This is a genomic window from Roseateles sp. GW835-FHT13E02, assembly GCF_058794035.1.
This window is the reverse complement of record NZ_JBXAGJ010000017.1, coordinates 115,387-137,869: the sequence shown is the minus strand read 5'-3', so window position 1 is coordinate 137,869 and position 22,483 is coordinate 115,387. Positions and strand designations below refer to the sequence as shown.

21 protein-coding genes are annotated in these 22,483 nt (G+C 68.2%); 5 read left to right on the top strand and 16 right to left on the bottom strand.

The genetic code is table 11. The features are described 5' to 3' along the window. Nucleotides 1-210 precede the first annotated feature (210 nt). The 4 genes from AC1Q6P_RS17160 to AC1Q6P_RS17145 all read right to left on the bottom strand — a co-directional run bounded on the left by AC1Q6P_RS17160 (nucleotide 211) and on the right by AC1Q6P_RS17145 (nucleotide 4,348). On the bottom strand, nucleotides 211-948 hold the full coding sequence (locus AC1Q6P_RS17160) for a hypothetical protein (protein ID WP_223696692.1): 738 nt from the start codon (nucleotides 946-948) through the stop codon (nucleotides 211-213). After that, the gene (pyrE, locus tag AC1Q6P_RS17155) at nucleotides 948-1,643 is read right to left on the bottom strand and encodes an orotate phosphoribosyltransferase (protein ID WP_102769664.1); all 696 of its coding nucleotides are present in this window, start codon (nucleotides 1,641-1,643) and stop codon (nucleotides 948-950) included. The genes AC1Q6P_RS17160 and pyrE overlap by 1 nt, the downstream gene beginning before the upstream one ends. Before the next feature lie 117 nt (nucleotides 1,644-1,760). Beyond that, nucleotides 1,761-4,016 carry a TonB-dependent receptor gene (locus AC1Q6P_RS17150; protein ID WP_492664084.1) on the bottom strand — a complete coding sequence of 752 codons (2,256 nt, stop codon included), beginning with the start codon at nucleotides 4,014-4,016 and terminating at the stop codon, nucleotides 1,761-1,763. After that, the gene (locus AC1Q6P_RS17145; protein WP_492664083.1) at nucleotides 4,013-4,348 is read right to left on the bottom strand and encodes a hypothetical protein; all 336 of its coding nucleotides are present in this window, start codon (nucleotides 4,346-4,348) and stop codon (nucleotides 4,013-4,015) included. Before AC1Q6P_RS17145 ends, AC1Q6P_RS17150 begins: the two co-directional genes overlap by 4 nt. Between AC1Q6P_RS17145 and AC1Q6P_RS17140 the strand changes: the two genes are divergently transcribed. Next, a complete protein-coding gene (locus AC1Q6P_RS17140; RefSeq protein WP_492664082.1) occupies nucleotides 4,338-5,138 on the top strand; it encodes an exodeoxyribonuclease III in 801 nt (266 codons plus the stop codon). The two genes, AC1Q6P_RS17145 and AC1Q6P_RS17140, sit on opposite strands and share 11 nt — an antisense overlap. 49 nt (nucleotides 5,139-5,187) lie before the next feature. Here the strand turns inward: AC1Q6P_RS17140 and AC1Q6P_RS17135 are convergent, their stop codons facing one another. Continuing rightward, entirely contained in the window at nucleotides 5,188-5,748 is a 561-nt protein-coding gene (locus AC1Q6P_RS17135) for a hypothetical protein (RefSeq protein ID WP_492664081.1), read from the bottom strand. 121 nt (nucleotides 5,749-5,869) lie between these two features. On the opposite strand from AC1Q6P_RS17135, the gene AC1Q6P_RS17130 reads away from it, so the two are divergent. Further along, a complete protein-coding gene (locus AC1Q6P_RS17130) occupies nucleotides 5,870-6,832 on the top strand; it encodes a GlxA family transcriptional regulator (protein WP_492664080.1) in 963 nt (320 codons plus the stop codon). 19 nt (nucleotides 6,833-6,851) lie between these two features. On the opposite strand, the gene AC1Q6P_RS17125 is transcribed toward AC1Q6P_RS17130, so the two are convergent. Beyond that, nucleotides 6,852-7,748, bottom strand: a complete 897-nt coding sequence (locus AC1Q6P_RS17125) for a LysR family transcriptional regulator (RefSeq protein ID WP_492664079.1) — start codon at nucleotides 7,746-7,748, stop codon at nucleotides 6,852-6,854. A gap of 108 nt (nucleotides 7,749-7,856) precedes the next feature. On the opposite strand from AC1Q6P_RS17125, the gene AC1Q6P_RS17120 reads away from it, so the two are divergent. Continuing rightward, complete coding sequence (locus tag AC1Q6P_RS17120; RefSeq protein ID WP_492664078.1) at nucleotides 7,857-8,624, top strand: isochorismatase family protein; 768 nt, start codon at nucleotides 7,857-7,859, stop codon at nucleotides 8,622-8,624. 69 nt (nucleotides 8,625-8,693) lie between these two features. Continuing rightward, nucleotides 8,694-9,551: a pirin family protein gene (locus AC1Q6P_RS17115; RefSeq protein WP_492664077.1), complete on the top strand. Its 858-nt coding sequence runs from the start codon at nucleotides 8,694-8,696 to the stop codon at nucleotides 9,549-9,551. A 57-nt stretch (nucleotides 9,552-9,608) separates the two neighbouring features. Here the strand turns inward: AC1Q6P_RS17115 and AC1Q6P_RS17110 are convergent, their stop codons facing one another. The 10 genes from AC1Q6P_RS17110 to AC1Q6P_RS17065 all read right to left on the bottom strand — a co-directional run bounded on the left by AC1Q6P_RS17110 (nucleotide 9,609) and on the right by AC1Q6P_RS17065 (nucleotide 21,295). Further along, on the bottom strand, nucleotides 9,609-11,705 hold the full coding sequence (locus AC1Q6P_RS17110) for a putative bifunctional diguanylate cyclase/phosphodiesterase (protein WP_492664076.1): 2,097 nt from the start codon (nucleotides 11,703-11,705) through the stop codon (nucleotides 9,609-9,611). Nucleotides 11,706-11,848: 143 nt separating this feature from the next. Further along, the gene (locus tag AC1Q6P_RS17105; RefSeq protein WP_271007937.1) at nucleotides 11,849-12,235 is read right to left on the bottom strand and encodes a DUF1801 domain-containing protein; all 387 of its coding nucleotides are present in this window, start codon (nucleotides 12,233-12,235) and stop codon (nucleotides 11,849-11,851) included. Between the two features lie 39 nt (nucleotides 12,236-12,274). Beyond that, a complete protein-coding gene (locus tag AC1Q6P_RS17100) occupies nucleotides 12,275-12,724 on the bottom strand; it encodes a hypothetical protein (RefSeq protein ID WP_492664075.1) in 450 nt (149 codons plus the stop codon). Between the two features lie 93 nt (nucleotides 12,725-12,817). Further along, complete coding sequence (locus tag AC1Q6P_RS17095) at nucleotides 12,818-13,954, bottom strand: HD-GYP domain-containing protein (protein WP_492664074.1); 1,137 nt, start codon at nucleotides 13,952-13,954, stop codon at nucleotides 12,818-12,820. A gap of 178 nt (nucleotides 13,955-14,132) precedes the next feature. Further along, a complete protein-coding gene (locus tag AC1Q6P_RS17090) occupies nucleotides 14,133-15,518 on the bottom strand; it encodes a TolC family protein (protein ID WP_492664073.1) in 1,386 nt (461 codons plus the stop codon). 51 nt (nucleotides 15,519-15,569) lie between these two features. Continuing rightward, entirely contained in the window at nucleotides 15,570-17,606 is a 2,037-nt protein-coding gene (locus tag AC1Q6P_RS17085; protein ID WP_492664072.1) for an ATP-binding cassette domain-containing protein, read from the bottom strand. A gap of 15 nt (nucleotides 17,607-17,621) precedes the next feature. Continuing rightward, entirely contained in the window at nucleotides 17,622-18,800 is a 1,179-nt protein-coding gene (locus tag AC1Q6P_RS17080; protein WP_492664071.1) for an efflux RND transporter periplasmic adaptor subunit, read from the bottom strand. A gap of 176 nt (nucleotides 18,801-18,976) precedes the next feature. Next, the gene (locus AC1Q6P_RS17075) at nucleotides 18,977-19,636 is read right to left on the bottom strand and encodes a hypothetical protein (protein WP_492664070.1); all 660 of its coding nucleotides are present in this window, start codon (nucleotides 19,634-19,636) and stop codon (nucleotides 18,977-18,979) included. Between the two features lie 11 nt (nucleotides 19,637-19,647). Next, the gene (locus AC1Q6P_RS17070) at nucleotides 19,648-20,622 is read right to left on the bottom strand and encodes a 5'/3'-nucleotidase SurE (protein ID WP_171827292.1); all 975 of its coding nucleotides are present in this window, start codon (nucleotides 20,620-20,622) and stop codon (nucleotides 19,648-19,650) included. A 214-nt stretch (nucleotides 20,623-20,836) separates the two neighbouring features. Continuing rightward, complete coding sequence (locus AC1Q6P_RS17065) at nucleotides 20,837-21,295, bottom strand: Lrp/AsnC family transcriptional regulator (RefSeq protein ID WP_102768609.1); 459 nt, start codon at nucleotides 21,293-21,295, stop codon at nucleotides 20,837-20,839. Between the two features lie 143 nt (nucleotides 21,296-21,438). Between AC1Q6P_RS17065 and AC1Q6P_RS17060 the strand changes: the two genes are divergently transcribed. After that, complete coding sequence (locus AC1Q6P_RS17060; RefSeq protein ID WP_492664069.1) at nucleotides 21,439-22,395, top strand: DMT family transporter; 957 nt, start codon at nucleotides 21,439-21,441, stop codon at nucleotides 22,393-22,395. Nucleotides 22,396-22,483: the final 88 nt, after the last annotated feature.

Sequence of the window (22,483 nt, the reverse complement as noted above, 5' to 3'; positions counted from 1 at the left end):
AAGCGAACGCAGGGAGCGGAGTGAGTTATGCGCCAGCCCCGAGGCGCGAGCAGCGCAGGGAAGTCGGCCCGCCAGGGCCGACCCCGGAACCATGAGCCCGGTGGCGGCACGGGCTGCAGGGCCTCACGAGCAAAACCAAGGGCTGCTTCGTGCCGCGAACCGACGCTTGTTTCCAAGCAAAGCTATTCCGCCATGGCGGCAAAGACAAAGTCAGCGCGGGCTTGAGGCCGCCGCTTCCGGCGTGCTCATCGCGCCCAGGCTGCCGGGCGCGGCACCGCCCCAGAGGCGCTTGAGGCGGGCCAGTTCTTCGTCGTAGCGGGCGTTGATGCGCACCATCTCGGCGCGCGAATTGCCGATCAACTGCTGCTGGGCGGTGCTGGCGGCTTCGTTGCGATCCAGCTGCAGCTTGAGCTTGGGCGGCAGGGGCTTGCCTTTGTAGAACTCGGTCTCATCGAGCAAGGGCTTGCGCTCCAGCGCCAGCTCCTTGATGCGGCGCTCGGAGAGCTCGATGCCCTTCTTGACATCGTCGAGCGCGGCTGCGCGCGCCTGCTGATGAACTTGCGCGTTCGGAAAGCGCAGCACCAGATTGCGGTCGCGCCGGATCGCATCGTTCTTGGCGGCTTGTTCGGCAGCGAGGCGGCGCTCCTTGGCTTCCTGGGCAGCGCGCTCCTCGGGCGAAAGAAAGGGTGGCAGGACCGCGCGCTGGGAACCATCGGCATTGAGGATGCGCTGCTCGCGCGAGGTGCATTCGGCGATCGGCCGGTCCGAGGTCAGGCGCCGCCCGTCGGGCAGGGTGCAGCTGTAGATGCCGCTGGGTCCGGGCGAGGGGGGCTGGGCAATGGCCTGGGCCGTGGCCACACAGCCCAGCGCCAGCACGACTGCGGAGCAGGCGGACCACTTCATGCGCTGAAACGTGCGACTGGCGACCATGGCTGAAGCAGCGCTCATCAGACTCCGTAGCGATCCCGATAGGCCTGGACAGCGCCCGCGTAAGCGGTGACACCGCTGTCGCTGGTGGTGCGCAAGTATTCCAGCAAGTCGGCCAGGCCGGCAATCGCAATCACCGGCAGTTGCAATTCTTCGCTGACGTACTGCACGGCGGATTTGGGGCTCTCGACGCCGTTCTCGACCGCCTTCTCCTGGCGATCCAGGGCGATGGTGACACCGCAGGGCGTGGCACCCGCTGCGGCGATCATGGCGATGGACTCGCGCACCGAGGTGCCGGCGGAAATGACATCGTCAATGATCAAGACCCGGCCCCGCACCGGCGCACCGACCAGGGTGCCACCTTCGCCGTGGTCCTTGGCTTCCTTGCGGTTGTAGGCGTAGGGCTTGTTGTGGCCCAGACGCGCCAGCTCCACCGACAGGGCCGCGGCCAGGGTGATGCCCTTGTAGGCGGGGCCGAAGATCATGTCGAACTGCAGGCCCGAGGCGATCAGGCGCTGGGCATAGAACTGAACCAGACGGCCCAGCTTGGCGCCATCGTCGAACAGACCGGCGTTGAAAAAGTAAGGGCTCAGGCGCCCGGCTTTCGTTTTGAATTCACCGAAGCGCAGCACGCCGGACTCGACCGCGAAGGCAACAAATTCCTGGGCCAGCAGGTCGGGCGTGGCGGGGGCGGCGGGAGAGGTCGAGGCGTTCATGGAGGCTTCATGCAAGGGTGTGCAACACATTGTAGAGGCGCAAAAAAGCCCGTCCCCCCTAAGAGGGACGGGCTGCCGACTGTGCGAATTCCCGGCGTCATGCACCGGAAATCAGCTTCAGAACAAGGCCTTGAACTGCAGGCCGTAGGTGCGCGGGTCGTTGATGAAACCGGTCAGGTTGTTGAAGGCGATCGCGCCGTTGACCACCACCTTGTTGGTGATGTTGCGACCGAACGCAGCCACCTCGTACTTGCCGTTGTTCCAGATGTAGCCGACGCGCACGCCACCTTCCAGCAGGGACTTGCCGGTGAACTCCACCGAGGGCAGCAGGAAGAAGTTGATCTTCGAGCGGTAGGCCCAGTCGGTGTAGACAAACACCTCGCTGCCGTTGGCCAGGGGAACGCCGTAGCGGGCGGTCATGTTGGCAATCCACTTGGGGGCATTGGGCAGGGGATTGCCATAGAGGCTGTAGCGGCCCTGGCCATCGGGCGTGCCGATGGGGATGGCGCCGCTGCCAGGGCGCAGGTCGGAAAGGCTGGCGTCCTTGATCTTGGTGTCGTTGTAGCTGGCACCCAGGGTCAGCATCAGGTTCTCGGTGGGCAGAAGATCGAGGTTGATCTCGAAGCCCTGGCCGGTGGCCTTGCTGGCATTGAGCAGGGTGTTGGTGTTGCTGGTCGAGCCCACGGCGGTCAGTTGCTGATCCTTGACCTTGTACGAGAACACATTGGCCGACAGACGGGCGCGGCGCTCCCAGAAGTCGCTCTTGATGCCCAGTTCGAAGGACGTGACGTTCTCCGGGCGTGCCTTGCTCTGCGCACCGAAACCGTCGGCCGGGTAGATCGAGGCCGCGCGGAAGCCGGTGGCCACGCGGGCATAGAGGTTGGTGTCGCGGTTGAGGCTGTAGGTGCCGGAAATGTCCCAGTTGACCTTGTTGTCGTCGGTCTCGGCGCTGGTGCCCGCGGTGTCGATGACCTTGCCGGTGGTGGCCAGGGTCTTCTTGTCGTTGGTGTAGCGCAGGCCTGCGCGCAGTTTCAGCTCGGGCGTGACTTCATAGTTGACCGAACCGAACAAGGCCCAGGCTTTGTTGGTCTGGCGCGTGCTGACCAAAGGCGGCACGGCCACCGTGTAGTCGTACGACTCCATGGTGTAGCGCTCATCGAAGAAGTAGGCGCCACCCTGCCAGCGCAGCGGGCCGGCGGCGTTCGACTCCAGGCGCAATTCCTGGGTCAGCTGGCGGTGGTCACGCAGCGCGTCCGAGGTTTCGACCGGGAAGAACACTTCGCCTTCCTTGTCGTAAGGCGGCAGCTTGAAGTTGCTGGGGATGACCCGCAAGATGTAACCGCCGTCCACGTCGGCGCGGCTGAAGGGCTGCACCGTCTCGATGGCCGTGATCGAGTGCAGGGTCAGGTCGCCCATCACCCACTTGAGCTTGGCACTGCCGCCCGTGGCGTGCAGGCGCTGCTCGTTCTTGCCATCGATGTACATCTTGGCCGGGTCGAAGCCGGCGACCAGCTCGTTGCTGCCCGGCTTGATGATGCTGGAGCGGAACATGCGTGGCGAGCCGTCCAGCTCGCGGTTGTGCACATTGAACAGGGCGCTGAAGGTCTTGCTCGGCTCGTACAGGGCCTGGATGCGCACGGCGCGGTCGTCATAGCCTTCGGTGGCCGGGGTCTGGGCATTGGGCACCTGGTTCTTGACCCAGTCGTCACGGTGCTGCACCTGGGCCGAGATGCGTGCGGCCCACTCGCCGCTCAGCGGCAGGTTGAAGGCACCTTCGAGGTTGCTGGTGCCGTAGGTGCCGTAGGAGAAGCTGGCATAGCCTTCCTGCTTCTTGCCCGGCTTGACTGAATCGAACTTGACCACGCCGGCCGGCGTGTTGCGGCCGAACAGCGTGCCTTGCGGGCCGGCGATCACTTCCACGTTCTTGACGTCGAAGACCGGGAAGCCCTTCAAGATGGGGTTCTCCTGCACCACGTCGTCATAAATCAGCGAGACGGGTTGCGAGGCATTGAGGCGGAAATCGGTGTTGCCGTAGCCGCGGATGTAGAAGCGGGGGAAGGCGCGGCCGAAGGACGACTCGATGTTCAGGCTGGGCACGCGGCCAGACAGAAAGCGCACGTCCTGGCCGCTGGAGTTCAGCACATCGAGCTTCTCGCCGCTGATGGCAGAGACGGCATTGGGCACGTCCTTGATGTTCTCGGTGCGGCGCTCGGCGGTGATGACCACCGTCTCCAGCTTGCTCTTGTCGGACTTGGCCGCGCCTGCGTCCTCTGAGGTCTGCGCCAGCGCAGAGCTCAGGGGCCAGGCGGCCAGCACCAGGCCGAGCGCCAAGGTCAAACGAGAGGGAGACTGAACCGGGAACTGCGCTTTCATGCGGGGAACTCCAAAAAGCCCAAAAGGGCGACTGAGATGAGACTGAGATGAATCTGCGAGAAGCCAGGCTCAAAGCCTGCAATGAGGCCGCTCCTCGAAACGTTGGAATCTAGCAAGTCGCGTGCCGGAAATCGGCGAACCCGGCTGAACTTGCTGCGCTTGTTGCCAAAATCATGCAGACCAATTGAGATACCAGTACGTCTCGCAGTCGCTCGGGACGACCCAGGCTGCTGACAAAGCCCGCCCCGCCATTTGCGATACTGCGCCGCGCTCTGCGCAGCCTTCACATCCTGTTCGTCGCCTTCTTGAGAGACCCCGCCCATGCGCTTCATCACCGCCAATCTGAACGGCATCCGCTCTGCTGCCACCAAGGGCTTTTTCGACTGGCTGCCAGCGCAGAACGCCGACGCCCTCGGCGTGCAGGAAGTGAAGGCACAGGACGAGCATGTGGCCGGCACCTACTGCAGCTCCGGTGAGCTGCAAGGCCATTTCCATTACGCCGAGAAAAAGGGTTACTCCGGCGTGGGCCTCTACACTCGCGAAACACCCAGCGAGGTCTTGATAGGCTTCGGCAACCCCGAATTCGACGCCGAAGGCCGCTACATCGAAAAGCGCTTCGACAAGCCCGGCCGCAAGCTCAGCCTGATCAGCTGCTACTTCCCCAGCGGCAGCAGCGGCCCCGAGCGCCAGGAAGCCAAGTACCGTTTCCTCGACGCCATGTTCCCGCACCTGATGGCACTCAAGTCCCAGCGCGAGTTCATCCTGGTGGCCGACGTCAACATCGCCCACAAGGAAGCCGACCTGAAGAACTGGAAGGGCAACCTCAAGAACAGCGGCTTCCTGCCCGAGGAACGCGCCTGGCTGGACCAGCTCTTCGGCAGCGGCAAGGGCCAGGGCGGCCTGGTCGACGTCTACCGCCAGCTGCATCCCGACACCACCGACGCCTGCTACACCTGGTGGAGCAACCGCGGCCAGGCCTACGCGAAGAACGTGGGCTGGCGCCTGGACTACCACTTCGCGACGCCGAAGCTGGCCGCCCTGGCCCAGCGCGCCGCCATCTACAAAGACCAGAAGTTCAGCGACCATGCACCGCTGACGGTGGATTACGACTTCAGCTTGTGAACACCCGCGCCACCGGCGCCTGAAGCGCAGCCTCGGGGCCGGCTCAGGCTCACCATTTGACGATGCCGCGGGTCACCGCGATGCCGCCCTTCAAGGTGGAGCCGCCATGCTGCTTGGCCAGGCGCAGCAGGGTGGCGTGAAAGCCCAGATTGGGAAACGCGGCTTCGACGGCGCGGATGTCCGATCGCGCCAGGCCCTTGCGCAGCAGCCCCTGGCTGGCGTCGATCCAGTCGGCCTTGCGGCAGGCCTCGATCACGTCCTGGTGGGGCCCGCGGTAGGGCGTGAGCTTGTGATGCCAGTGGATGGCGCCGGCCAGCGCAGCCGGGTCCAGGCCCCAACCGTTGCACTGGTTGTCGGCCAAGGCCAGGGCTTCGGACGGCTCCAGATAGGCCAGCGCGCCCTCGGTCCACAGGCCGATGTCGTGGTACGCAAACGCCGTCTCCACCAAGCGCTCCGCGTCCGGCGCCTGAGCCAAGAAATGCATGGCGTAGCTGATGGTTCGGTAGACATGGTTGCGGTAGCCGGGCAGGTCCGCGCCGATCTGCGGCTGGTAGAGGGCCAGCAGGGCCTCAACATGCGGGCGGTGGGTTTTGATGAGGATGGAGCTCATGGCAAAGCGTGTCGGTTCTTGAAAGCAAAGAGCCGCCATTGTTCGAGCCCGCCACCCGCGCCAACAGTGGCCGAAACGCCGTTGATCGCTAACATCGGGCCAAAGTGAATCGCCCCTCCCGATGCCATCTGCCCGCTGCGCCCTCTCCGTTTGTGTGCTCGCTTTTGAGCGCATCAGCCCGTTTCACCTGTCCGTTCCCTGCGTGGTGTTTGGTGAATCGCACCCCGGGGTGCCCGCGATGCGACTCGAGATTTGTGCGGAGCGCCCCGGCCTGATGCCCAGCAGCGTCGGGATGGGCCTGCAGGTCCCACAGGGCTTGCAGGCGATAGCCGCGGCGGATGTGGTGATCGTGCCCAGCTGGACCGACCCCGAGCTGCCGGCCTCGCCCCTGGTGCTGAAGGCCTTGCGTGCCGCCCATGCCCGGGGCGCTCTCGTGGTGGGCCTGTGTCTGGGCGCGTTTGTGCTGGCCCAGGCTGGCCTGCTGGACGGGCGACAGGCCGCCACGCACTGGGCGCATGCGGCGGACATGGCGCGCCTGCACCCCGCGGTGCAGCTGATGCCCGATGTGCTGTACGTGCAGGATGGCCAGGTCCTGACCTCGGCCGGCACCGCCGCCGCCCTCGACTGCTGCCTGCATCTGCTGCGCCAGCGCCTGGGCCAGGCCGTGGCCAACCGCGTGGCGCGGCGCTTGGTGACCGCGCCGCACCGGCAGGGCGGGCAGCTGCAGTTCATCGAACAGGCACTGCCCAGCACCGGGCGCCACGAACGCCTCGGCGGCTTGCTGCAAAGCCTGCAAGAGCGCCTGCATGAGCCGCACAGCGTGGATGCCTGCGCGGCCCAGGTCGCCATGAGCCGGCGCACCTTCACCCGCCAGTTCCAGCAGCACACCGGCCAGACCTTGGGCGACTGGTTGCTGCACGCACGGCTGCAACAGGTGCAGCAGCTGCTGGAAAGCAGCGATCTGGGCATGGACGCGATTGCCGTGCAGACCGGGCTGGGTTCGGCCGCCTCGCTGCGCCGCCACTTTCAGCGCCGATTCGCCGTCTCGCCGAGTGCCTGGCGCCAGGCGTTCCGGGGGCGGTGAGAGGGCTATCAAATGGCGCTCAGCCGGCCTTCAAATGGGCCTCGAGCAAAGGCACAAACAGGCGCAGGCGGGCCGGCATCAGTCGCGAGGCAGTGACCAGGTACACGGGCACCGGCCGCAGGCACCAATCCGCCAAGACCGGGGCCAGGCGGCCGGCTGCCACATCGGGCGCGGCCAGGCGCTCGTCCAAGGCAGCAATGCCCGCGCTTCGCAAGGCCAGCTCGCGTTGAACACCCATGCCGCCGGCGATGAAGCGGCTCTCCAGCGGCTGGGTGAAGAGACCGGCGCCGCGGTCTCGGCGCTCGAGTGCCCATTGCCCGTGGGCCGGGCCCTGCATCATGCAGATCAGCTCGTGAGCCGCTAGATCGGCGGGCTGCTGCAGGCCTGAGCGCGTGGCCAGATAGCCGGGCGAGGCGAACAAGGCCCGGCGCACCTGCCCCAGGCGGCGCGCCACCAAGGTGGAATCCTGCAAGCTGCCGATGCGCAAGGCAGCATCGAGCGGCTCGCTGAACAGATCGGCGCGCCGTGTGGACAGGTCCAGCTCCACCTTGACCTCGGCGTACTGCTGCGTAAACGCGAGCAGCGGGTCGGGCAGGTAGAGGCTGGCAAATTCCGGCGTGCAACTCAAACGCAGGGTGCCGCTGACACGGTCCTGCATGACGGCCAGGTCCTCGTGCACCTGCCGAGCCTCCTCGACCAAGGGCGAGCAGCGGGCGTAGTAGGCCGCCCCCATCTCGGTCAGGTCCACCCGCCGGGTGGTTCGGTTCAGCAAGCGGCTGCCGAGCGCCGCCTCCAGCTTGGCAATGCGGCGCGACAGGGTGGACGCCGGCAGGTCCAGGCGCTCCGCCGCGCGCGAAAAGCTGCGGGTGTTGACCACCTCGACGAACAGGGCGATGTCGCTGAGATTGGGCTCCACGATTACTCCAAAAATGAAATATTAAGTTTCATTAAATCTATTTATTCCAAATTTTCACAAACATAGACTGCCACACATCGTCCATTTGGAACACCCCGGAGAGCCCCCATGACCCAGAACCTTCGTCGCCAATTCATCGCCGGCAGTGCCGGCGCCGTCGCCGCACTCGGCAGCCTGAGCAGCAGCCCCGCCACCGCGGCACCCGCCAGCCACGCCATGAACCCTCACAAAACCAAGGAAGCCGTCATGAAGCAAGACCACAGCGCCTGCAAGATCGACAACACCGCCTTGATCCTGGTGGACCACCAGGTGGGCACCATCGGCTGGGCCGGTGAGCTGGCCAACGAGGCCGAACGCGATCAGCTGAAGATGTGGGTGCGCGTGATGGCCCGCTTCGCCAAATCGGCCGGCATCCCGGTGGTGCTGACCAGCAGCCTGGAAGGCGAGGCCCAGGGCCCGCTGCTGCCCGAGTTCAAGACCTTGCTGCCCAAGGAATACGCGCAGCGCATCCAGCGCACCGGCGTCATCAACGCGTGGGACGACCCGGCCTTCGCCAAGGCCGTGCGCGCCACCGGCAAGAAGAACCTGCTGATGGGCGGCCTGACCACCGACGTCTGCCTGGTGCCGCCCGCGCTGTCGGCCAAAGCCGAGGGCTTCAATGTCGTGGCCCTGATGGACATCTCCGCCGCCTGCACCAAGATCGCCGCACAAAACTGCCGCGACACCCTGCAGCGCGCCGGCATCGACACCATGACCGTGACCCCCATGATCACCAGCATGCTGGGCAACTACAAGAACCCCGCCTCGGCCGGCTTCTTCGAAGCCTTCGGCAGCGAAGGCGTGTTCCAGGCCTTCGCCAAGGGCAATCTGCGCTGAACTTTTCTGCACATCCGGTCCTCTGACGGCCTGGCCGGACGAGGGCCGGGCCGCTCCGTCAAGGACACCATGTCAACTCTGCGAAGCATTCTTCACCGCGAGGCCGGCCATGCGTTGGGCCCGATCCGCCGCATGATCGCGCCCCTGACCTCGGGCGAGCGCCTCAAACCCTTCGTCTTCCTGGACTTCTTCAATGCCGAGGTCGAGCCCGGTTTCGGCTTTGGCTGGCACCCCCACTCCGGCATCGCCACCCTGACCTGGCAGCCCGACACCGAGGTCGATTACGAGGACACCACCGGTCAAAAAGGGGTGCTCTCACCCGGAGGCCTGGAATGGATGAACGCCGGCGGCGGCGCCTGGCACCGCGGCCACCTGATGAGCCGCGGCCACGCCACCGGCTTCCAGCTCTGGGTGGCCATGCCCCCGGGCGTGGAGGACGGGCCCGCCTTCGGCCAGTACATCCTGCCCGCCCATGTGCCCAAGCTGCGCATCCCGGGCGGCGAGCTGCAGATCCTGCTGGGCGAAGTGACAACTGCGGAAGCACGCGCCACCAGCCCGATCGAATCGCACCAGTCGATGAACTACATCGTGCTCACGCTGGAGCGCGGCGCACGCTGGACCTTCAGCCCACCCGCCGCCCACGAAATCGCCTGGGCCATGGTGTTCGACGGCGAGGCCCTGGTCCAGGGGCAGGCGGCTGGGCATGAGCTGCTCACGCTGGACACGCACGGCGACATCGAGATCCAGGCCAGCAGCACCAAGGCGCGCATCCTGATTGGCACGGCGGCACCGCATCCCTATCCCCTGGTGACCGGGCACAGCTCGGTGCACACGCGGCGCGCTTCGCTGCTGTCGGCGCAGGCGCGGATCCGCGCCACCGCACCATGGGAGCGGATCAAGCAGCGCGACCGATCCATCACATCCTGAACGAGCCGCGGGGAGCGATGGCCTGGGCGCGCTCACCAAGGCCGAAGACGGATCGGCTCAGAGCCGGCAGGTACCGGCCCGCAGCATGGCCTCAAACTGCTCCGGCGGCAGCGGCCGTGCGAACCAGTAGCCCTGTTGCAGGCGGCAACCGCGGCCGATCAGGAACTCGGACTGTTCCTGCGTCTCCACCCCTTCGGCCACCACCTGCAGGCCCAGCTCGCGGCCCAGGGTGATGATGGCCGAGGCCAGGGCGGCGTCGCGGCCGCCGCGGGCCACCTCGGTGATAAAGGCGCGGTCGATCTTGAGCTCGCTCATGGGCAGGCGCTTGAGGTGGCTGAGCGAGGAATAGCCGGTGCCGAAATCATCAAGCGACAGCCCGAAGCCCAGCGCCCGCAGGCGATCGAGCACGGCCACGGCCGTGGCCATCTCGCGCATCACCATGGTTTCGGTCAGCTCCAGCATCAGCCAGGCGGGCTGCAGGCCGTAGTGCTGCACCAGGGCGCTCAGCTGCTCGGGCAGGCCGGCATCGGCCAGGCTGGAGGCCGGCAGATTGACCGAGAGCGGCAGCATCGCCAGGCCCAGATCGGCCCAGCGGCGCAGGCTCTGGCAGGCGGCATGCAAGACCCAATCGGTCAGCGGGGCGATCAGGCCGCTGTCCTCGGCCAGGGGAATGAACAGGCCCGGCGCGATCAGGCCCCGCTGCGGATGCTGCCAGCGCAGCAAGGCCTCGGCGCCCACCAGGCGCGCATTGCAGGCATCGACCTTGGGCTGGTAGTGCAGGCGCAGCTGGCCACTGAGCAGGGCCTGGCGCAGCTCGGCTTCGAGCAGCACCCGGTCCTTGGCCCGGGCATTGAGGGCTTCGTCAAAGAACTTGTGCTGGGCACCGCCGGCCTCGGCGGCGACGTGCGCGGTCTGCTCGGCGCAGCGGGTCAGGTTGAGCAGATCCTGGGCATCACCGGGGCACATGGCGATGCCGATGCTGGCGGTCAGCAGAATCTGCTGGCCGTCCACAGGCACCGGCTCGGCCACGGCCGCCAGCAGGCGCTGCGCCAGGCCCGAGGCGCGATCCTGCCCTTCCAGCCCGGTGATGAAGACGGCAAACGCCTGGTCGCCGAGGCGCGCCAGCACCAGATCCGGCTCGGCCGCCAGACTGGCCGACAGACTGCCGGGAAGCAGCCCCCAGTCAAGCCCGGGCACCTGGCCGCGCAAGCAGGTGCGCAGGCGCTGCGCGATACCGGCCAGCATCAAGTCGCTCTGGCCATGGCCGTACAAATCGTGCATGCCGCCAAAGCGATCGATCTCCAGATGCAGCAGCGCACAGGCCGGCCCACCCGCACCGGCCTGGGCCAGGGCCGGTGCGCTCAGCTCGGCGAGCAGACGGCGGTTGGGCAGGCCGGTGACTTCGTCGTAATGCGCCAGACGCATGGCGCGCTGCTCGGCCGCGCGCAAGGCATCGTCGAGCGCGGCGCGTGCCAGGAACTCCTTGCGCAGCACGAACTCCCGCCACCAGCCGATGCCGGCGGCCAGGATGAAGACCGTCAGCACATGGTAGGTCCAGTAGCCAGCCTCGCCAGCCAGCAGCCCGGCATGGGCAAACAGCGCGTACAGGAAGGCCGCCAGGATCAAGAGGCCCGAGGCCAGGGCATGGCGGAACTGCACGCCCAGGATGACGAAGCAATAGAACTCCAGAAAGGTGAAGTTCAACACGCCCACCCAGGTCTTGAGGCCCGCCCCACCCTCGGCATCGATGCGCACAAGAATGAAGAACAGGCACAAAGCCACCACGACGATGAAGCTCGCCATGGCCGCCTGCCAATGGCGCCGCGACTGCGGCAAGAAGGAGCAGGCCAGGCCCAGCAACAGCACCGGCACCGCCAGGCTCAAGCGCAGAAAATTGGCCGCACCGCCGCCATGCGCCAGCTGATCGATCAGCCAGTCGCCACTGACCAGCAAGGCCCCCAGCAGAAGGCTGGCCTGGGCATAGCGCAGGTAGAAGGCCACATAGTGCTGAACAAAGCGCTGTTCAAAGGCCGGGTCCGAGAAGCGCAGCAGCAAACGCAAGGGCATCTGCAGGGACATTTGCAAGGGCAGATCGGCCGGCACCGCCGGCTCGGCCGCCGGGGCACCGGGCGTCTGGGTCTCGATGGCGCGCATCCGAAACTGTGCCTTCCTTTGCATCGAAGCAGGGAACCCCGGGCTCAAGCGGCCCGACGGTGCCCATCCGATCTTATCGTCGGGCTTTGCGCTCGCTTGAGCTCCAGCGTCCGCAGCGCCCGGTTCGCGCCTCCGGCCCAGGCCTAGCGACGCAGGGCCGGGGCCGCCGCATTGAACGCCGCGGCTGCCCGGATCAAGGCCTTGAACGCCTTCTCGTCCAGCACGGCCCCTTCGGCCCAGTCGATGGCGCGGCGGGTCTGGCCCTCGAGGCTGGCGTTGAACAAGCCGGCCGGATCGGGCAAGGATGCACCCTTGGGAAAGGTCAGCTTGACCGCCTTTTTGTAGCTTTCGCCGGTGCACAGAATGCCCTGGCTGGACCACACCGGCACCTGCCATTTCCACTCCTCGATCACCTCGGGCAAGGCCTCGCGGATCCAGGCGCGCGCACGCGCCAGCTGCTCGCCGCGCCAGCCGCCCAATTCGGCAATGCGCGCATCGATCAGCGCGGCAGGGTCAAGGGCAGAGCTCATGGGCAGGGTCTCCGGTTCAGGCGAGGTCAAGGTTGCGGATCAGGAAAAGTCGCTGGGTCTTGCGGATCGCGAGGCCCGGGCCTCCTCGGCCGGGCCCCGGCGCCGCCTGCCAAGCCAATCGCCCAGCCAGCGCCCCGGAAAAAAGCCCAGGGCAAAGGGCAGCACACCCGCAGCGGCTCCGACCATCAAGGCCAGGGCCAGGGCATCGGGCGAGCGAGCGCCCGGGGCCGGCAGACCGACGGCGACCAGGAGCAGCAGCACCAGCAGATAGCCAACAAAAGCCGTGCCCATGCCGCGCCGACGCCAGGCCAGGGCGCCCACGCAGAACCCGGCAAGCCATCCACCCAACCCACCGCTGCCGGCCAGAGCCCACCAGATCCAGGTCTCGCCATGGGCCTGGGCCGAGAGCGGCCAGACCGCCAGGATCAAAAGCAGACCCTGACGGCAGAAGGCAGAAGACGAGGAGGACGAAGAAGCCGGGGCATTCACGCCGCCGATGCTAGCGCCGATCTCGCACGGTGTCGCCCCGCATGAACCCAGCGCGTGGCGGGCGCCAACCGGGCCCTTGCGGTCAGATCGGGCTCAATGCGCGCCGATCAAGGCCGCCACCCGCTCGTCGCTGAGGCGCATGGGCAGGCTCTGGGCCGAGAGCAGGGCCACCACGCTGTGGTCGGCACGGGCGCTGTCGCGCAGCAGGGGCTTGCGGCGGGGCTCGCCGTCAGCATTGGTCAAAGCCGAGACCAGGGGGTGGTAGGCCTTGTCGCCATTGCGCACCACCAGGCCCATCTCGCCCGAGGACAGGCGCACCAGGCTGCCCGGCGGGAAGATGCCAAAGGCCTTGATCAGCGCCCCGGCCAGCGGGCTCTCGGCCGCCATCTGGTGCAGCTCGCGGCCGGCCTGCTGGGCGCTCATGGCCGGGCGGTTGGCGCGGCTGCTCAGGCGCGCGGTGTAGACGTCGGCATAGCGCAGGAGCTGGGCCAGCTCGGTGATGTCGGTCAGGCCTTGCGGGTAGCCCGAGCCATCGGGCACCTCGTGGTGCTGGGCCACGGCATGGAGCCAGTCGCTGTCCTCGATGCCGGCCGCGGCCAGCATCTCGGCGCTGCGCCGCGGATGGTCCTGGATGGCCTCGCGCTGCAAGCTGGTCAGGGGCGAGACCTGGTCGGCCAGTTTGCCTTGCAGCTCGACCATGGACAGATTCATGGTCAGCGCCGCCTGGAAGGCGCGGCGCTGCTCGGCCTCGCTCCAGCCCAGGAAATTGGCCGCGGCCCGGCAGGCGGTGGCGGCGTGGATCGAGTGGTTGACGCCGTAGTGTCCGGCGCCAGCGCTCGGATGCCGCACCACCTGGGCCAGGGCCAGATTGGGGGCGCGCTGGATCAGGCCCAGGAGTTGGTCCGACGCGGCATGCACCGCCACCGCCAGATGCTCCGGGGCCGCGCTGAGCGCGCGGCGCAGGGCATGGGGCGATTGCTCCCAGTCCTCCGCCAGCTGCTCCAGGGAGCGCTCGGCGCTCTCGCGGCGCCGCGGCGGCGCCACCGATTGCGCCAGCTCGGCAATCTCCACCCGGGCACCGCGCCGGAACAGCTCTTCCAGCTGCGCCTCATCGGCAATCACCTGGCCGCGCGCCAGCAACAGCAGCTGGCCTTCATCGCGCACGCTGAACGCCAGGGGTTCACCCAAGACGATGCGATTCTTGACGGAAGCGAGGGAGCAAACGCGCATGAGCGGAGTGGCGGCAGAAGCAAGGAGGCTGGCTGGAGGCGAGAACCATGCCGGTTCTGCCCGAGGCGCAGCCCCGGCCCGAATCCCTGTATCGACCCGCTCAAAGCCTAACTTGAGCCTTCACCGGCTCAGCGAGGTGCGCCAATCGCCCCACGCCATCCAATGCCACCCAACACACTCAAGCGCTGGCCAGCGCCTTCTGCAAGGCCGCCTGATTGAGCCATTGGCGCAGGCGCAGCTGGATGGCCTCCTGCTCGGCGGACAGGCGGGCATTGCGGGCTTGCAGCCAGTCGGCGCGAGCGATCACGCCCACCTCGTAGCGCAGGGCGGCCAGCTTCTCGGTCTGCTGGGCTTCGGCCAGGCGGGCGGCATTGGCCAGGGCCTGCTGGCGCAGCTCGCGGCGTTCGGCCGCCAGTTGTTCCACCTCGACCAGGGCCTTGTGCACCGTGTCGCGCAGGCTCAGGGCCGCGCTTTCCACATCGTTGACCGATTGCGCGCGCTGCAGATCCAACCGGCGCCAATCGACCAGGGGCACGATCAGGCTCGATGAGAGCGTGGCCAGCGGCCGCTCCAGCCAGTCGCGCCACTGGCTGCCGCCCGTGCCCACGCCCAGGCTGAGGCTCAGGCTGGGATAACGTGCCGCTTCACTGGATCGCCATTGCGACAGGGCGCTGTCCACCTGAGCACGGGCACGTTGCACATCGGGGCGGCGTTCCAGCACCTCGGCCGGTGCGCCGGGCTGCCAGTCGCCCGGTTGGCCGGCCGGCAGCTGGGGCTGCGCGGGCAGGGCCGGCGCCAGCTCGTCGAGCAGCACGCCCAGGCTCAGGCCTTGCTGCACCCGCTCGCGCTGCAGCTGGGCCAGGCGCGAGTGCAGGCCTTGCAGGCTGCTGGCCGCCTTGTCCACCTCGATGGGCAAGAGCTTGCCTTCGCGCACGCGCAGCCGGGTCAGGGCCAGCACCGCCTCGGCGCCTTGCAGCTGCTCGCGGATCAGGGGTTCTTCCAGCGCCAGCGCGGCCAGGCTCCAGTAGCTCTCGGCCACCCGGTTGCGGATCAGGAGCTGGGCCGCGGCCCAGTCGGCCCGCTGACCGGCCACCTGTGCAGCCTGCGCCGCCTCGCCATGGGCCAGGCGCTGCCACAGATCGACTTCATAGCTGACGCTGGCATTGAGCGAATAGCTGCGCGTCAGCGGCCCCTGCTCCAGCGCGCGGCTGCCCGAGGCGCTGCCGCTCAGGCTGGGCTTGAGGCCGCGCTCCAGCTGGCTCTGGCCCAGCTGCTGCTGGGCGCGCTCCCAGCGCTTGAGCGCCAGGGCGATGTCGCGGTTGGCCCGCAAGGCCTGCTCCTGCAGCGCGCTCAGCTGCGCATCGGCCGGGGCAGCGCCCTCGGCCGGGCCGCGCGATTCGAGCTGCTGCCACTGCGCCGGCAAGGTGTGCGGGCGCGCCAGGTTCGGCGGAGCCGTGCTGTCGGGGCCGTGGGCACAGCCCGTCAGCATCAGGGCCAGCAGGCCCAGGGCCAACGCAGGCTGGGTGCCGGATTTCAGAGGGGTCAAGCTTCGCATCAGCGTCATGGCGTCTGCTTCTTTCTTTGTCTGCTTCATGCGGTGTTCTTGGGGAGGCCGTCACTCGCGGGCCAGGGCATCGACGGGGCTCAGGGCCGCCGCACGCCGCGCCGGCAAGGTGCCGAAGACCAGGCCCACAAAGCTGGACACAGCAAAGGCCACGCCCAGGGCGGCCCAGCTGACCTCGACCTTCAGCGACTCCTGCGCGGCATTGATGCCTTGCGCGCCCAGCCAGCTCAGGAACACCCCGACCGTGCCGCCCAGGCAGCACAGCACCACCGCCTCGACCAGGAACTGCAGGCGCACATCGCCCTGGCGGGCACCCACCGCCATGCGGATGCCGATCTCGCGGGTGCGTTCGCTGACCGAGACCAGCATGATGTTCATCACGCCCACCCCGCCGACCAGCAGCGAGATCGCTCCCACGCCGGCGAACAGCAGGGCCATGGCCCCGGTCACCTGCTGGAACTTGCGGAACTCCTCGTCGGCGTTCCAGGAGTCGAAATCCTCGATGCCGTGCAAGGCCTTGAGCCGGTAGGTCAGCTGCTTGCGCACCTCGGCCGGCGGCACGGTGAAATCCAGCAGCACATTGAACTGATCGGCATCGACGCGCACATCGAGCTTGCGGCCGAAGGTGGTGTGGGGCATGAGCACCTGGCCCAGCCAGGAGCCGAAGTTGACCGCGCCGCCGGTGTCGGGCGCGACCACGCCGACGATGGTCAGCGGCAGGGCCACGCCCACCGGCACCGCCGCAGCCCCGCCGCCCATGCCGCCACCGCCCGCGCCGCCGTCAGACGGCATGCCTTGCGGCGCCACCAGCAGGGTGCGGCCCAGCGCGGACTCGCCGGGTTTGAACAGGGACTTGCGCGCCTTCTCGTCGATCACCGCCACCTGGGCGGAACCGGCGAAATCCATGGCATTGAGGTAGCGGCCTTCGACCAGCTTGAGCTTGCGCGAGGCCAGGGTCTGCGCCTCGGCGCCGAGCACGCTGACCATGGCATCACGCGAGCCATGGCGTGCGGTCAGCTGGGTCTCGCGCTCCACCGTCACCGCCTTGACGCCGGGCAGGGCACGGATGGCTTCGATCTCGCTGGGCCGGAAGGCCTGGGCCTGGGTGCCGGGCGGCAGATTGGCATTGCCGCGGAACACCGGGATGCGGCCGGACAGGAAGCTGCCCACGTCTTTCTCGATGCTGCCGCGCGCTGCGCTGGTCAGGGCCAGGATGGACACCACCGCGGCAATGCCGATGCTGATGCCCAGCATGGACAGCGCCGTGCGCAGGCGGTTGCCCTGCAGCGACTGCACGGCCGACTGCAGCGCCTCACGCCACTGCATCTGCTGCCGGCCCCACCAGCTGCCGCGCGCCAGGCCCGCGGTCTCGCCGGCCAGGGGGCCGGGCAGGCGATGGTCGGCCGGTGTGCCGCTGTCCTTCAAGACCTTGCCGTCCTTGAGCTCGATGATGCGGCGCGCATGGCTGGCGACATGGGCGTCGTGGGTGACCAGGATGATGGTGTGGCCACGCTCGTTGAGCTCGCGCAGCAGGGCCAGCATTTCGGTGCCGCTTTGCGAATCGAGCGCGCCGGTGGGCTCGTCGGCCAGGATGATCTGGCCGCCATTCATCAGCGAGCGGGCGATGGACACGCGCTGCTGCTGGCCGCCCGACAACTCATTGGGCTTGTGATGCATGCGCTCGCCCAGGCCCAGGCGCGTCAGCAAGGCCTCGGCGCGCTCGCGTCGCGCGCTGCCGCTGGCACCGGCGTACACGGCCGGCAGGGCGGCATTGGCGCGCGCATCCATATGCGGCAGCAGGTGGTAGCGCTGGAAGATGAAACCGAAGCGCTCGCGGCGCAGGCCGGCCAACTCGTCGGGGCCCAGCTGGCTGGCGTCCTGGCCGTCGATCAGAAACTGGCCGACGGTCGGGTTGTCCAGGCAGCCCAGCACATTCATCAGCGTGCTCTTGCCCGAGCCCGACTGGCCGATCACGGCCACGAACTCGCCGGCCTGGATGCTCAGGTTGACGTCATCGAGCGCCGGCACGTCGATGGCGCCCAGGCGGTAGTGGCGGCCGACGCCGCGCAGTTCAATCAGAGGGTGCATGGCGATGCGGCCCGCTTACTTCGAGGCCGGCGCTGAGGCGGCCTGCTCTGCAGCCGAGGGCGGCGCCAGCAGCACCTTCTCGCCGGCCTTCAGGCCATCGAGCACCTGGACGCGGGCACCGTCCTGCAGGCCGGTGCGCACCTGGCGCGGGTGCTGCTTGTTCTGCGCATCGAGCACCTGCACGGCAAAGCGGCCGTCCTCGCTGCGCTCACCCAGGGCCACCATGGGCACGCTGAGCACCTTCTTGGCCGAGCCGGTCTCGACATTGACCTGCACCGTCATCTCGGGCAGCAGCTTGCGCGCCTTGTTGTCCACCTCGAACAGGACGTTGTAGAAGACCGCATTGCCGGCCCGCTCGGGCACCGGCTGGATCACCCGCACCTTGCCCTCGTAACGCTGCGCCTCACCGGCCAGGGTGATGAAGCGGGCCTGCTGGCCGACCTTGATCTGGGCAATGTCGGCCTCGGGCACGCGGGCGCGCACGGTGATTTCGTCCAGATTGGCCAGGGTCACCATCACCGGCGTGATCTGGGCGGCGATCACGGTCTGGCCCTCCTGCACCGGCAGGTTGACCACGGTGCCGTCCATGGGCGCGGTGATGGAGGTGTAGCCCAGGGAGAGCTTGCGTTTGTCCAGCTCGGCCTGCAGGCGCTTGAGGTTGGCGCTCTGGCCGCGCAGGTCGGCGTCCAGCTTGGCCAGTTCCGTGTCGGCGCGCTCGGCCTCGGTGGCTGCGGTGGCCTCGCCGGCCAGCAGGCGGCGTTGGCGCTCCACCTCGCGGCGGGCAATCTTCAGATCGGCCTGGCGCACTTCGATCTGCGCGGCCTGCTGGGCCACCGCGGCTTCGGCCTGAGCCACTTCGCTGCGGGCCAGCTCAGGGTCCAGGCTGACCAGCAGCTCGCCCTTCTTGACCTGCTGGCCCAGCTGCACATGAAGCTGGCGCACCTGGCCGCTGACCTGGGCGCCGACATCGACCTTGAGCCGCGGCTGCAGCACACCGGCCGCCTGCACCGTCTGGGTGATGTCGGCCAGGCTGACCTCGCCGCTGGGCGGCGCCGGCGGCGGCGGCGGCGGTGTGAAGTGGCGGTAGGCGGCATAGGCGCCGCCGATCAACACCAGCACGGCCACGCGCACGCGCCAGGATTTCAACCAGCGCCCACGCGCCGCCGAGGTCTTGCTGCTCTTGTTGCTCTGCACAGGAATCTTCCCCGCCAAAATGTAGTGTTAGAGGCGGAGGCGAATGTAGCAGGGGCGTTGTGGGCACACGCCCGGCGTGCGACCAGGTGCCGAAAGAAGCGACTGAACTGCTCGGCAGCTTCGACCGGCGACATGCGGCCGGCCTTAGCTCAGTCGGCTCGCTCGTCTCGCTCGGCTCACTCGGTAAATGCGCGCAGGTCCAGCAGGCTGCGGCCGTCGTCGGCCAGCAGGCGGAAGCGGGCCGGCTGCTCCTCGGCATCCAACAGCACAAAGCCCTGGCTGCTGGCTGGCACGCTGCTGCCGCAGCCGCTCGCGTTCAGGCTCACGGCCAGGCCACCGGCGCCGGCCTTGGCATCCAGGCGACCGCTGAGCTTGCAGGGGCTGGCGCTGCCGGCGCTGAGGCTGCCATCCGCGGCGATGCTGAACTGGGCCCAGATGCCCGGGGCCAGTTGGGCCACATAGCGGCCGGCCAGGCCGGCCAGGGTCGGCGCGGCCGGAGCTTGGGCCTGCTTGAAGCTGGACTGCAGGGCGATGCTGACATCGGCGGTGGCGGCCGGCACCGCCGTCCAGACGGCATCGGCCGCGCTGCGGCGGTAGAGGCGCTCGGCCTGCTCGGCACTGTTGTGCAAGACCAGCAGGCGGCTGCCATCGCTGCCCGAGAAGTAGCGGCCCAGCATCGGGGCCTCGGTCGTGCCGACGTTGACGAGATAGGTCCCGGGCGAGAGCTCGGGCACCTGGACCACGGGGGTGTCGTCGCCGCCGCCGTTGCAGGCGGCCAAGGCCAGCGTGGCCAGCAAGGACAGGAGACGGGCGCGCAACAAGGGAGAGGCTCGCATGGTGACCGCCCTCACTGGCTCAGCAGGTCACGCAGGCGCAGGCGCAGCCATTGCTGGCCGGCGGCGCGGTGGTCATAGGCCACCTGCATGGCCGTGACGGCGATGTCCTTTTTGTAGACGATGGATTCGTCCTCGGCCTGCGCTTCGGTGGCCGGGGCGGTGTTCATCTCCAGGGTCACGCCGGGCAGGTGCACCTGGCTCAGGCCGTAGCCGGCGGCCACCGGGTCGGCGCCCAGGTCCTTGACGAACTTGACCTTGTAGGCGTTGTAGCTGCCGATGCGGGCGAACTTCCATTTGGCGCCGTCCAGCACCTGCGGGAAATTGACATTCAGCGCCAGACCGGCCGGCAGCAGCGGGCCGGTGCCGGCCTTGGCCTGCAGGGCAGCGATCAGGTCCACGCTGAGCTTGGCCACCGTGGCCGACTTGGGCGCGGCCAGATTGACGTTGTCGGTGGTGTCGGCATCGGCGCTCAGGGCGATCGAGGGAATGCCGCGCGAGGCCGCGTTCTGGGCATTGCCGATGGTGCCCGAGCTGTTGACGATGTGGCCGACGTTCTGGCCTTCGTTGGGGCCGGACAGCACCAGATCCGGCGCCTTGCCCCAGCGGGCTTGCGCCTGCACATCGAGGCCGTAGAGCAGGGCCATGATGGGCGTGCCGTTGACGTAGTGGTAATCGCCGTTGGTGAAGCCGGCCTTGCTCATGGGGCCGGCGCCGGGCGCGCCCGCAGCGGCGGCGCCGTTCAGGCAGGGCGCCGTCAGCGGCGTCAGCGGGGTCAGGAACTTGACCGCGCCGCCCATGCCGCTTTGGCCGGTGCAGGGCACCGAGACGATCACATCATGGCCCTTGGCCTTGAGCGCCTCGTACAGGGCTTTGACATTGCTGGTCAGGCCGTCGTCATTGCTCAGGACGATGTTGAGGGCCGAGGCCGGCTGAGCCAGACCGGCCAGCAGCACGAAGGGCAGGAGGGGAAGCAGGCGAACGCGCATGGCGGTGAAGTCTCCGAAACAGCGGGAACACAATCGATCAATCAGGCAAGCACAAGGCCCGAGGGTGCTGAACCGGCGGCGGCACAGGGCCGGGCGCAGGCGACAGAACCGGTCGGGCCGCTTGGGTTCCAGTGTCCGGAGACTTCATGGCAGGGCGATGGCGCCGCCATGACAAAGCTGTGGCAGGGGCTGAGGCTGCGGCCTCAGTCGCAGCTCAGACGCTTTTCAGCGGCAGCGGCGCGCCGCTCTTGACGCAGCGGATGGCGAAATTGCTGGTGATGTCCTGCACCATGGGCAGGGCCTGCAGGCGGCGCACGATCTGCTCGTAGGCGCTGAGCTCGCCGACCACCACCTCGAGCAGGTAGTCATGCGCGCCGCTGACCACATGGCAGGCCACCACCTCGGCCATGGCCTCCATGGCCGCCTCGAACTGCTGCACCGCGTCCTCGCGGTGGTGCATCAAGCGCACATTGACGAAGACCGTGGTGGCCAGCTGCACCGCCTTGCGGTCCAGCACGGCGCGGTAGCCGGCGATGAAGCCCTCTTCCTCCAGGCGCTTGAGCCGGCGCGCGCAGGGGCTGGCCGACAAGGCCACCCGCTCGGCCAGCTCGGCAATGCTGAGGCGACCGTCGCGCTGCAGCAGCTCCAGCAATTGGATGTCGATTCTGTCCATGGCTTGTTTCCATCAAAGTTCGATGGATTATTGGCTGAAATCGGCTCAATCCATCGAAACCGTCGTCTGCAAGGCGCCAAATCACCCCGGTCAGCGCTCGAAAATTTGCGGCCTCGCAGTACCGATCCCGCTCGCCGCCCGCCATGAATCCCACGCCCCGCCCCCATCTCGCCGCCGCTGGCCTGCCCTCGCAATCCTTCGGTGCGCGCCGGCCGACGCAAGCCTGGTACCAGGGCGAAGCCCTGGGCTGGGCCGCGCTGGCGCTGACCCTGGTGATCTGGGCCGGCTTTTTCATCTCGCTGCGTGCCGGCGCGCGCGTGGCCCTGCCGCCGGTGGAGCTGGCCCTGCTGCGCTTCGGCCCGGCCGGCCTGCTGTTCGCGCCCCTGCTCTGGCAGCGCCGCGCCCGCTTTGCCGCCGTGCCGGCACGGCTGTGGCTGCTGATCGTGGCCGGCGCCGGCCTGCCCTACTTTCTGATCGCCGGCTGGGGCATGCGCCATGCGCCGGTGGCCGACGGTGCCACCCTGATCCCCGGCACCCTGCCCCTGTTCACCGCCCTGTTGGCCGCCGCCCTGCACGGCCGCGCGGCGCTGTCGCGCTGGCCGGCCCTGCTGTGCATCGCCGCCGGCGTGGCCACCCTGCTGGCCTTCAAGGCCGGGCAGGCTGATCTGGCCCAGGGCTACGGCCTCTTCCTGCTGGGCAGCCTGATGTGGTCGGCCTACACCCTGGCCCTGCGTGAGGCCAAACTGGCACCGCTGGAGGCGGCCACGCTGATCTCCACCGTGTCGCTCGTCCTGCTGCTGCCCCTGCTGGCCTGGCACTGGGCGCAGAGCGGCGGCCTGGCCTTGCCGAGCTTGAGCGGCTCGCAGCTGCTGCTGCAGCTGGGCCTGCAAAGCATCGGCGTGGGTCTGATCTCGACCCTGAGCTACAGCCTGGCGGTCGCCCGCCTGGGCGCGCAGCGCAGCGCCACCGCGGGCGCCCTGACCCCGGTGCTGGCCACGCTGCTGGCCATCCCGCTGTTCGGCGAACAGCCCGACGGCGCCACCTTGATCGGCATGGGTCTGATCGCCGGCGGCGTGCTCTGGAGCCAGCGGGCCCGCTGAAGCCCCCCCGGGTTTCCCCGCAGGTCAAACCGGGGAATGCCTTTCGTCATGGTTTTCAAACCTTGCCAGAATGCCGCAGCCTCGCGCC

Excerpts from the sequence above, each read along its gene's own strand:
- AC1Q6P_RS17160 (WP_223696692.1), bottom strand. The coding sequence starts at position 948 with ATGAGCGCTGCTTCAGCCATGGTCGCCAGTCGCACGTTTCAGCGCATG.
- pyrE (WP_102769664.1), bottom strand. The coding sequence starts at position 1,643 with ATGAACGCCTCGACCTCTCCCGCCGCCCCCGCCACGCCCGACCTGCTG.
- AC1Q6P_RS17150 (WP_492664084.1), bottom strand. The coding sequence starts at position 4,016 with ATGAAAGCGCAGTTCCCGGTTCAGTCTCCCTCTCGTTTGACCTTGGCG.
- AC1Q6P_RS17140 (WP_492664082.1), top strand. The coding sequence starts at position 4,338 with ATGCGCTTCATCACCGCCAATCTGAACGGCATCCGCTCTGCTGCCACC.
- AC1Q6P_RS17145 (WP_492664083.1), bottom strand. The coding sequence starts at position 4,348 with ATGAAGCGCATGGGCGGGGTCTCTCAAGAAGGCGACGAACAGGATGTG.
- AC1Q6P_RS17135 (WP_492664081.1), bottom strand. The coding sequence starts at position 5,748 with ATGAGCTCCATCCTCATCAAAACCCACCGCCCGCATGTTGAGGCCCTG.
- AC1Q6P_RS17130 (WP_492664080.1), top strand. The coding sequence starts at position 5,870 with ATGCCATCTGCCCGCTGCGCCCTCTCCGTTTGTGTGCTCGCTTTTGAG.
- AC1Q6P_RS17120 (WP_492664078.1), top strand. The coding sequence starts at position 7,857 with ATGACCCAGAACCTTCGTCGCCAATTCATCGCCGGCAGTGCCGGCGCC.
- AC1Q6P_RS17115 (WP_492664077.1), top strand. The coding sequence starts at position 8,694 with ATGTCAACTCTGCGAAGCATTCTTCACCGCGAGGCCGGCCATGCGTTG.
- AC1Q6P_RS17110 (WP_492664076.1), bottom strand. The coding sequence starts at position 11,705 with ATGCGCGCCATCGAGACCCAGACGCCCGGTGCCCCGGCGGCCGAGCCG.
- AC1Q6P_RS17105 (WP_271007937.1), bottom strand. The coding sequence starts at position 12,235 with ATGAGCTCTGCCCTTGACCCTGCCGCGCTGATCGATGCGCGCATTGCC.
- AC1Q6P_RS17095 (WP_492664074.1), bottom strand. The coding sequence starts at position 13,954 with ATGCGCGTTTGCTCCCTCGCTTCCGTCAAGAATCGCATCGTCTTGGGT.
- AC1Q6P_RS17090 (WP_492664073.1), bottom strand. The coding sequence starts at position 15,518 with ATGACGCTGATGCGAAGCTTGACCCCTCTGAAATCCGGCACCCAGCCT.
- AC1Q6P_RS17085 (WP_492664072.1), bottom strand. The coding sequence starts at position 17,606 with ATGCACCCTCTGATTGAACTGCGCGGCGTCGGCCGCCACTACCGCCTG.
- AC1Q6P_RS17075 (WP_492664070.1), bottom strand. The coding sequence starts at position 19,636 with ATGCGAGCCTCTCCCTTGTTGCGCGCCCGTCTCCTGTCCTTGCTGGCC.
- AC1Q6P_RS17070 (WP_171827292.1), bottom strand. The coding sequence starts at position 20,622 with ATGCGCGTTCGCCTGCTTCCCCTCCTGCCCTTCGTGCTGCTGGCCGGT.
- AC1Q6P_RS17065 (WP_102768609.1), bottom strand. The coding sequence starts at position 21,295 with ATGGACAGAATCGACATCCAATTGCTGGAGCTGCTGCAGCGCGACGGT.
- AC1Q6P_RS17060 (WP_492664069.1), top strand. The coding sequence starts at position 21,439 with ATGAATCCCACGCCCCGCCCCCATCTCGCCGCCGCTGGCCTGCCCTCG.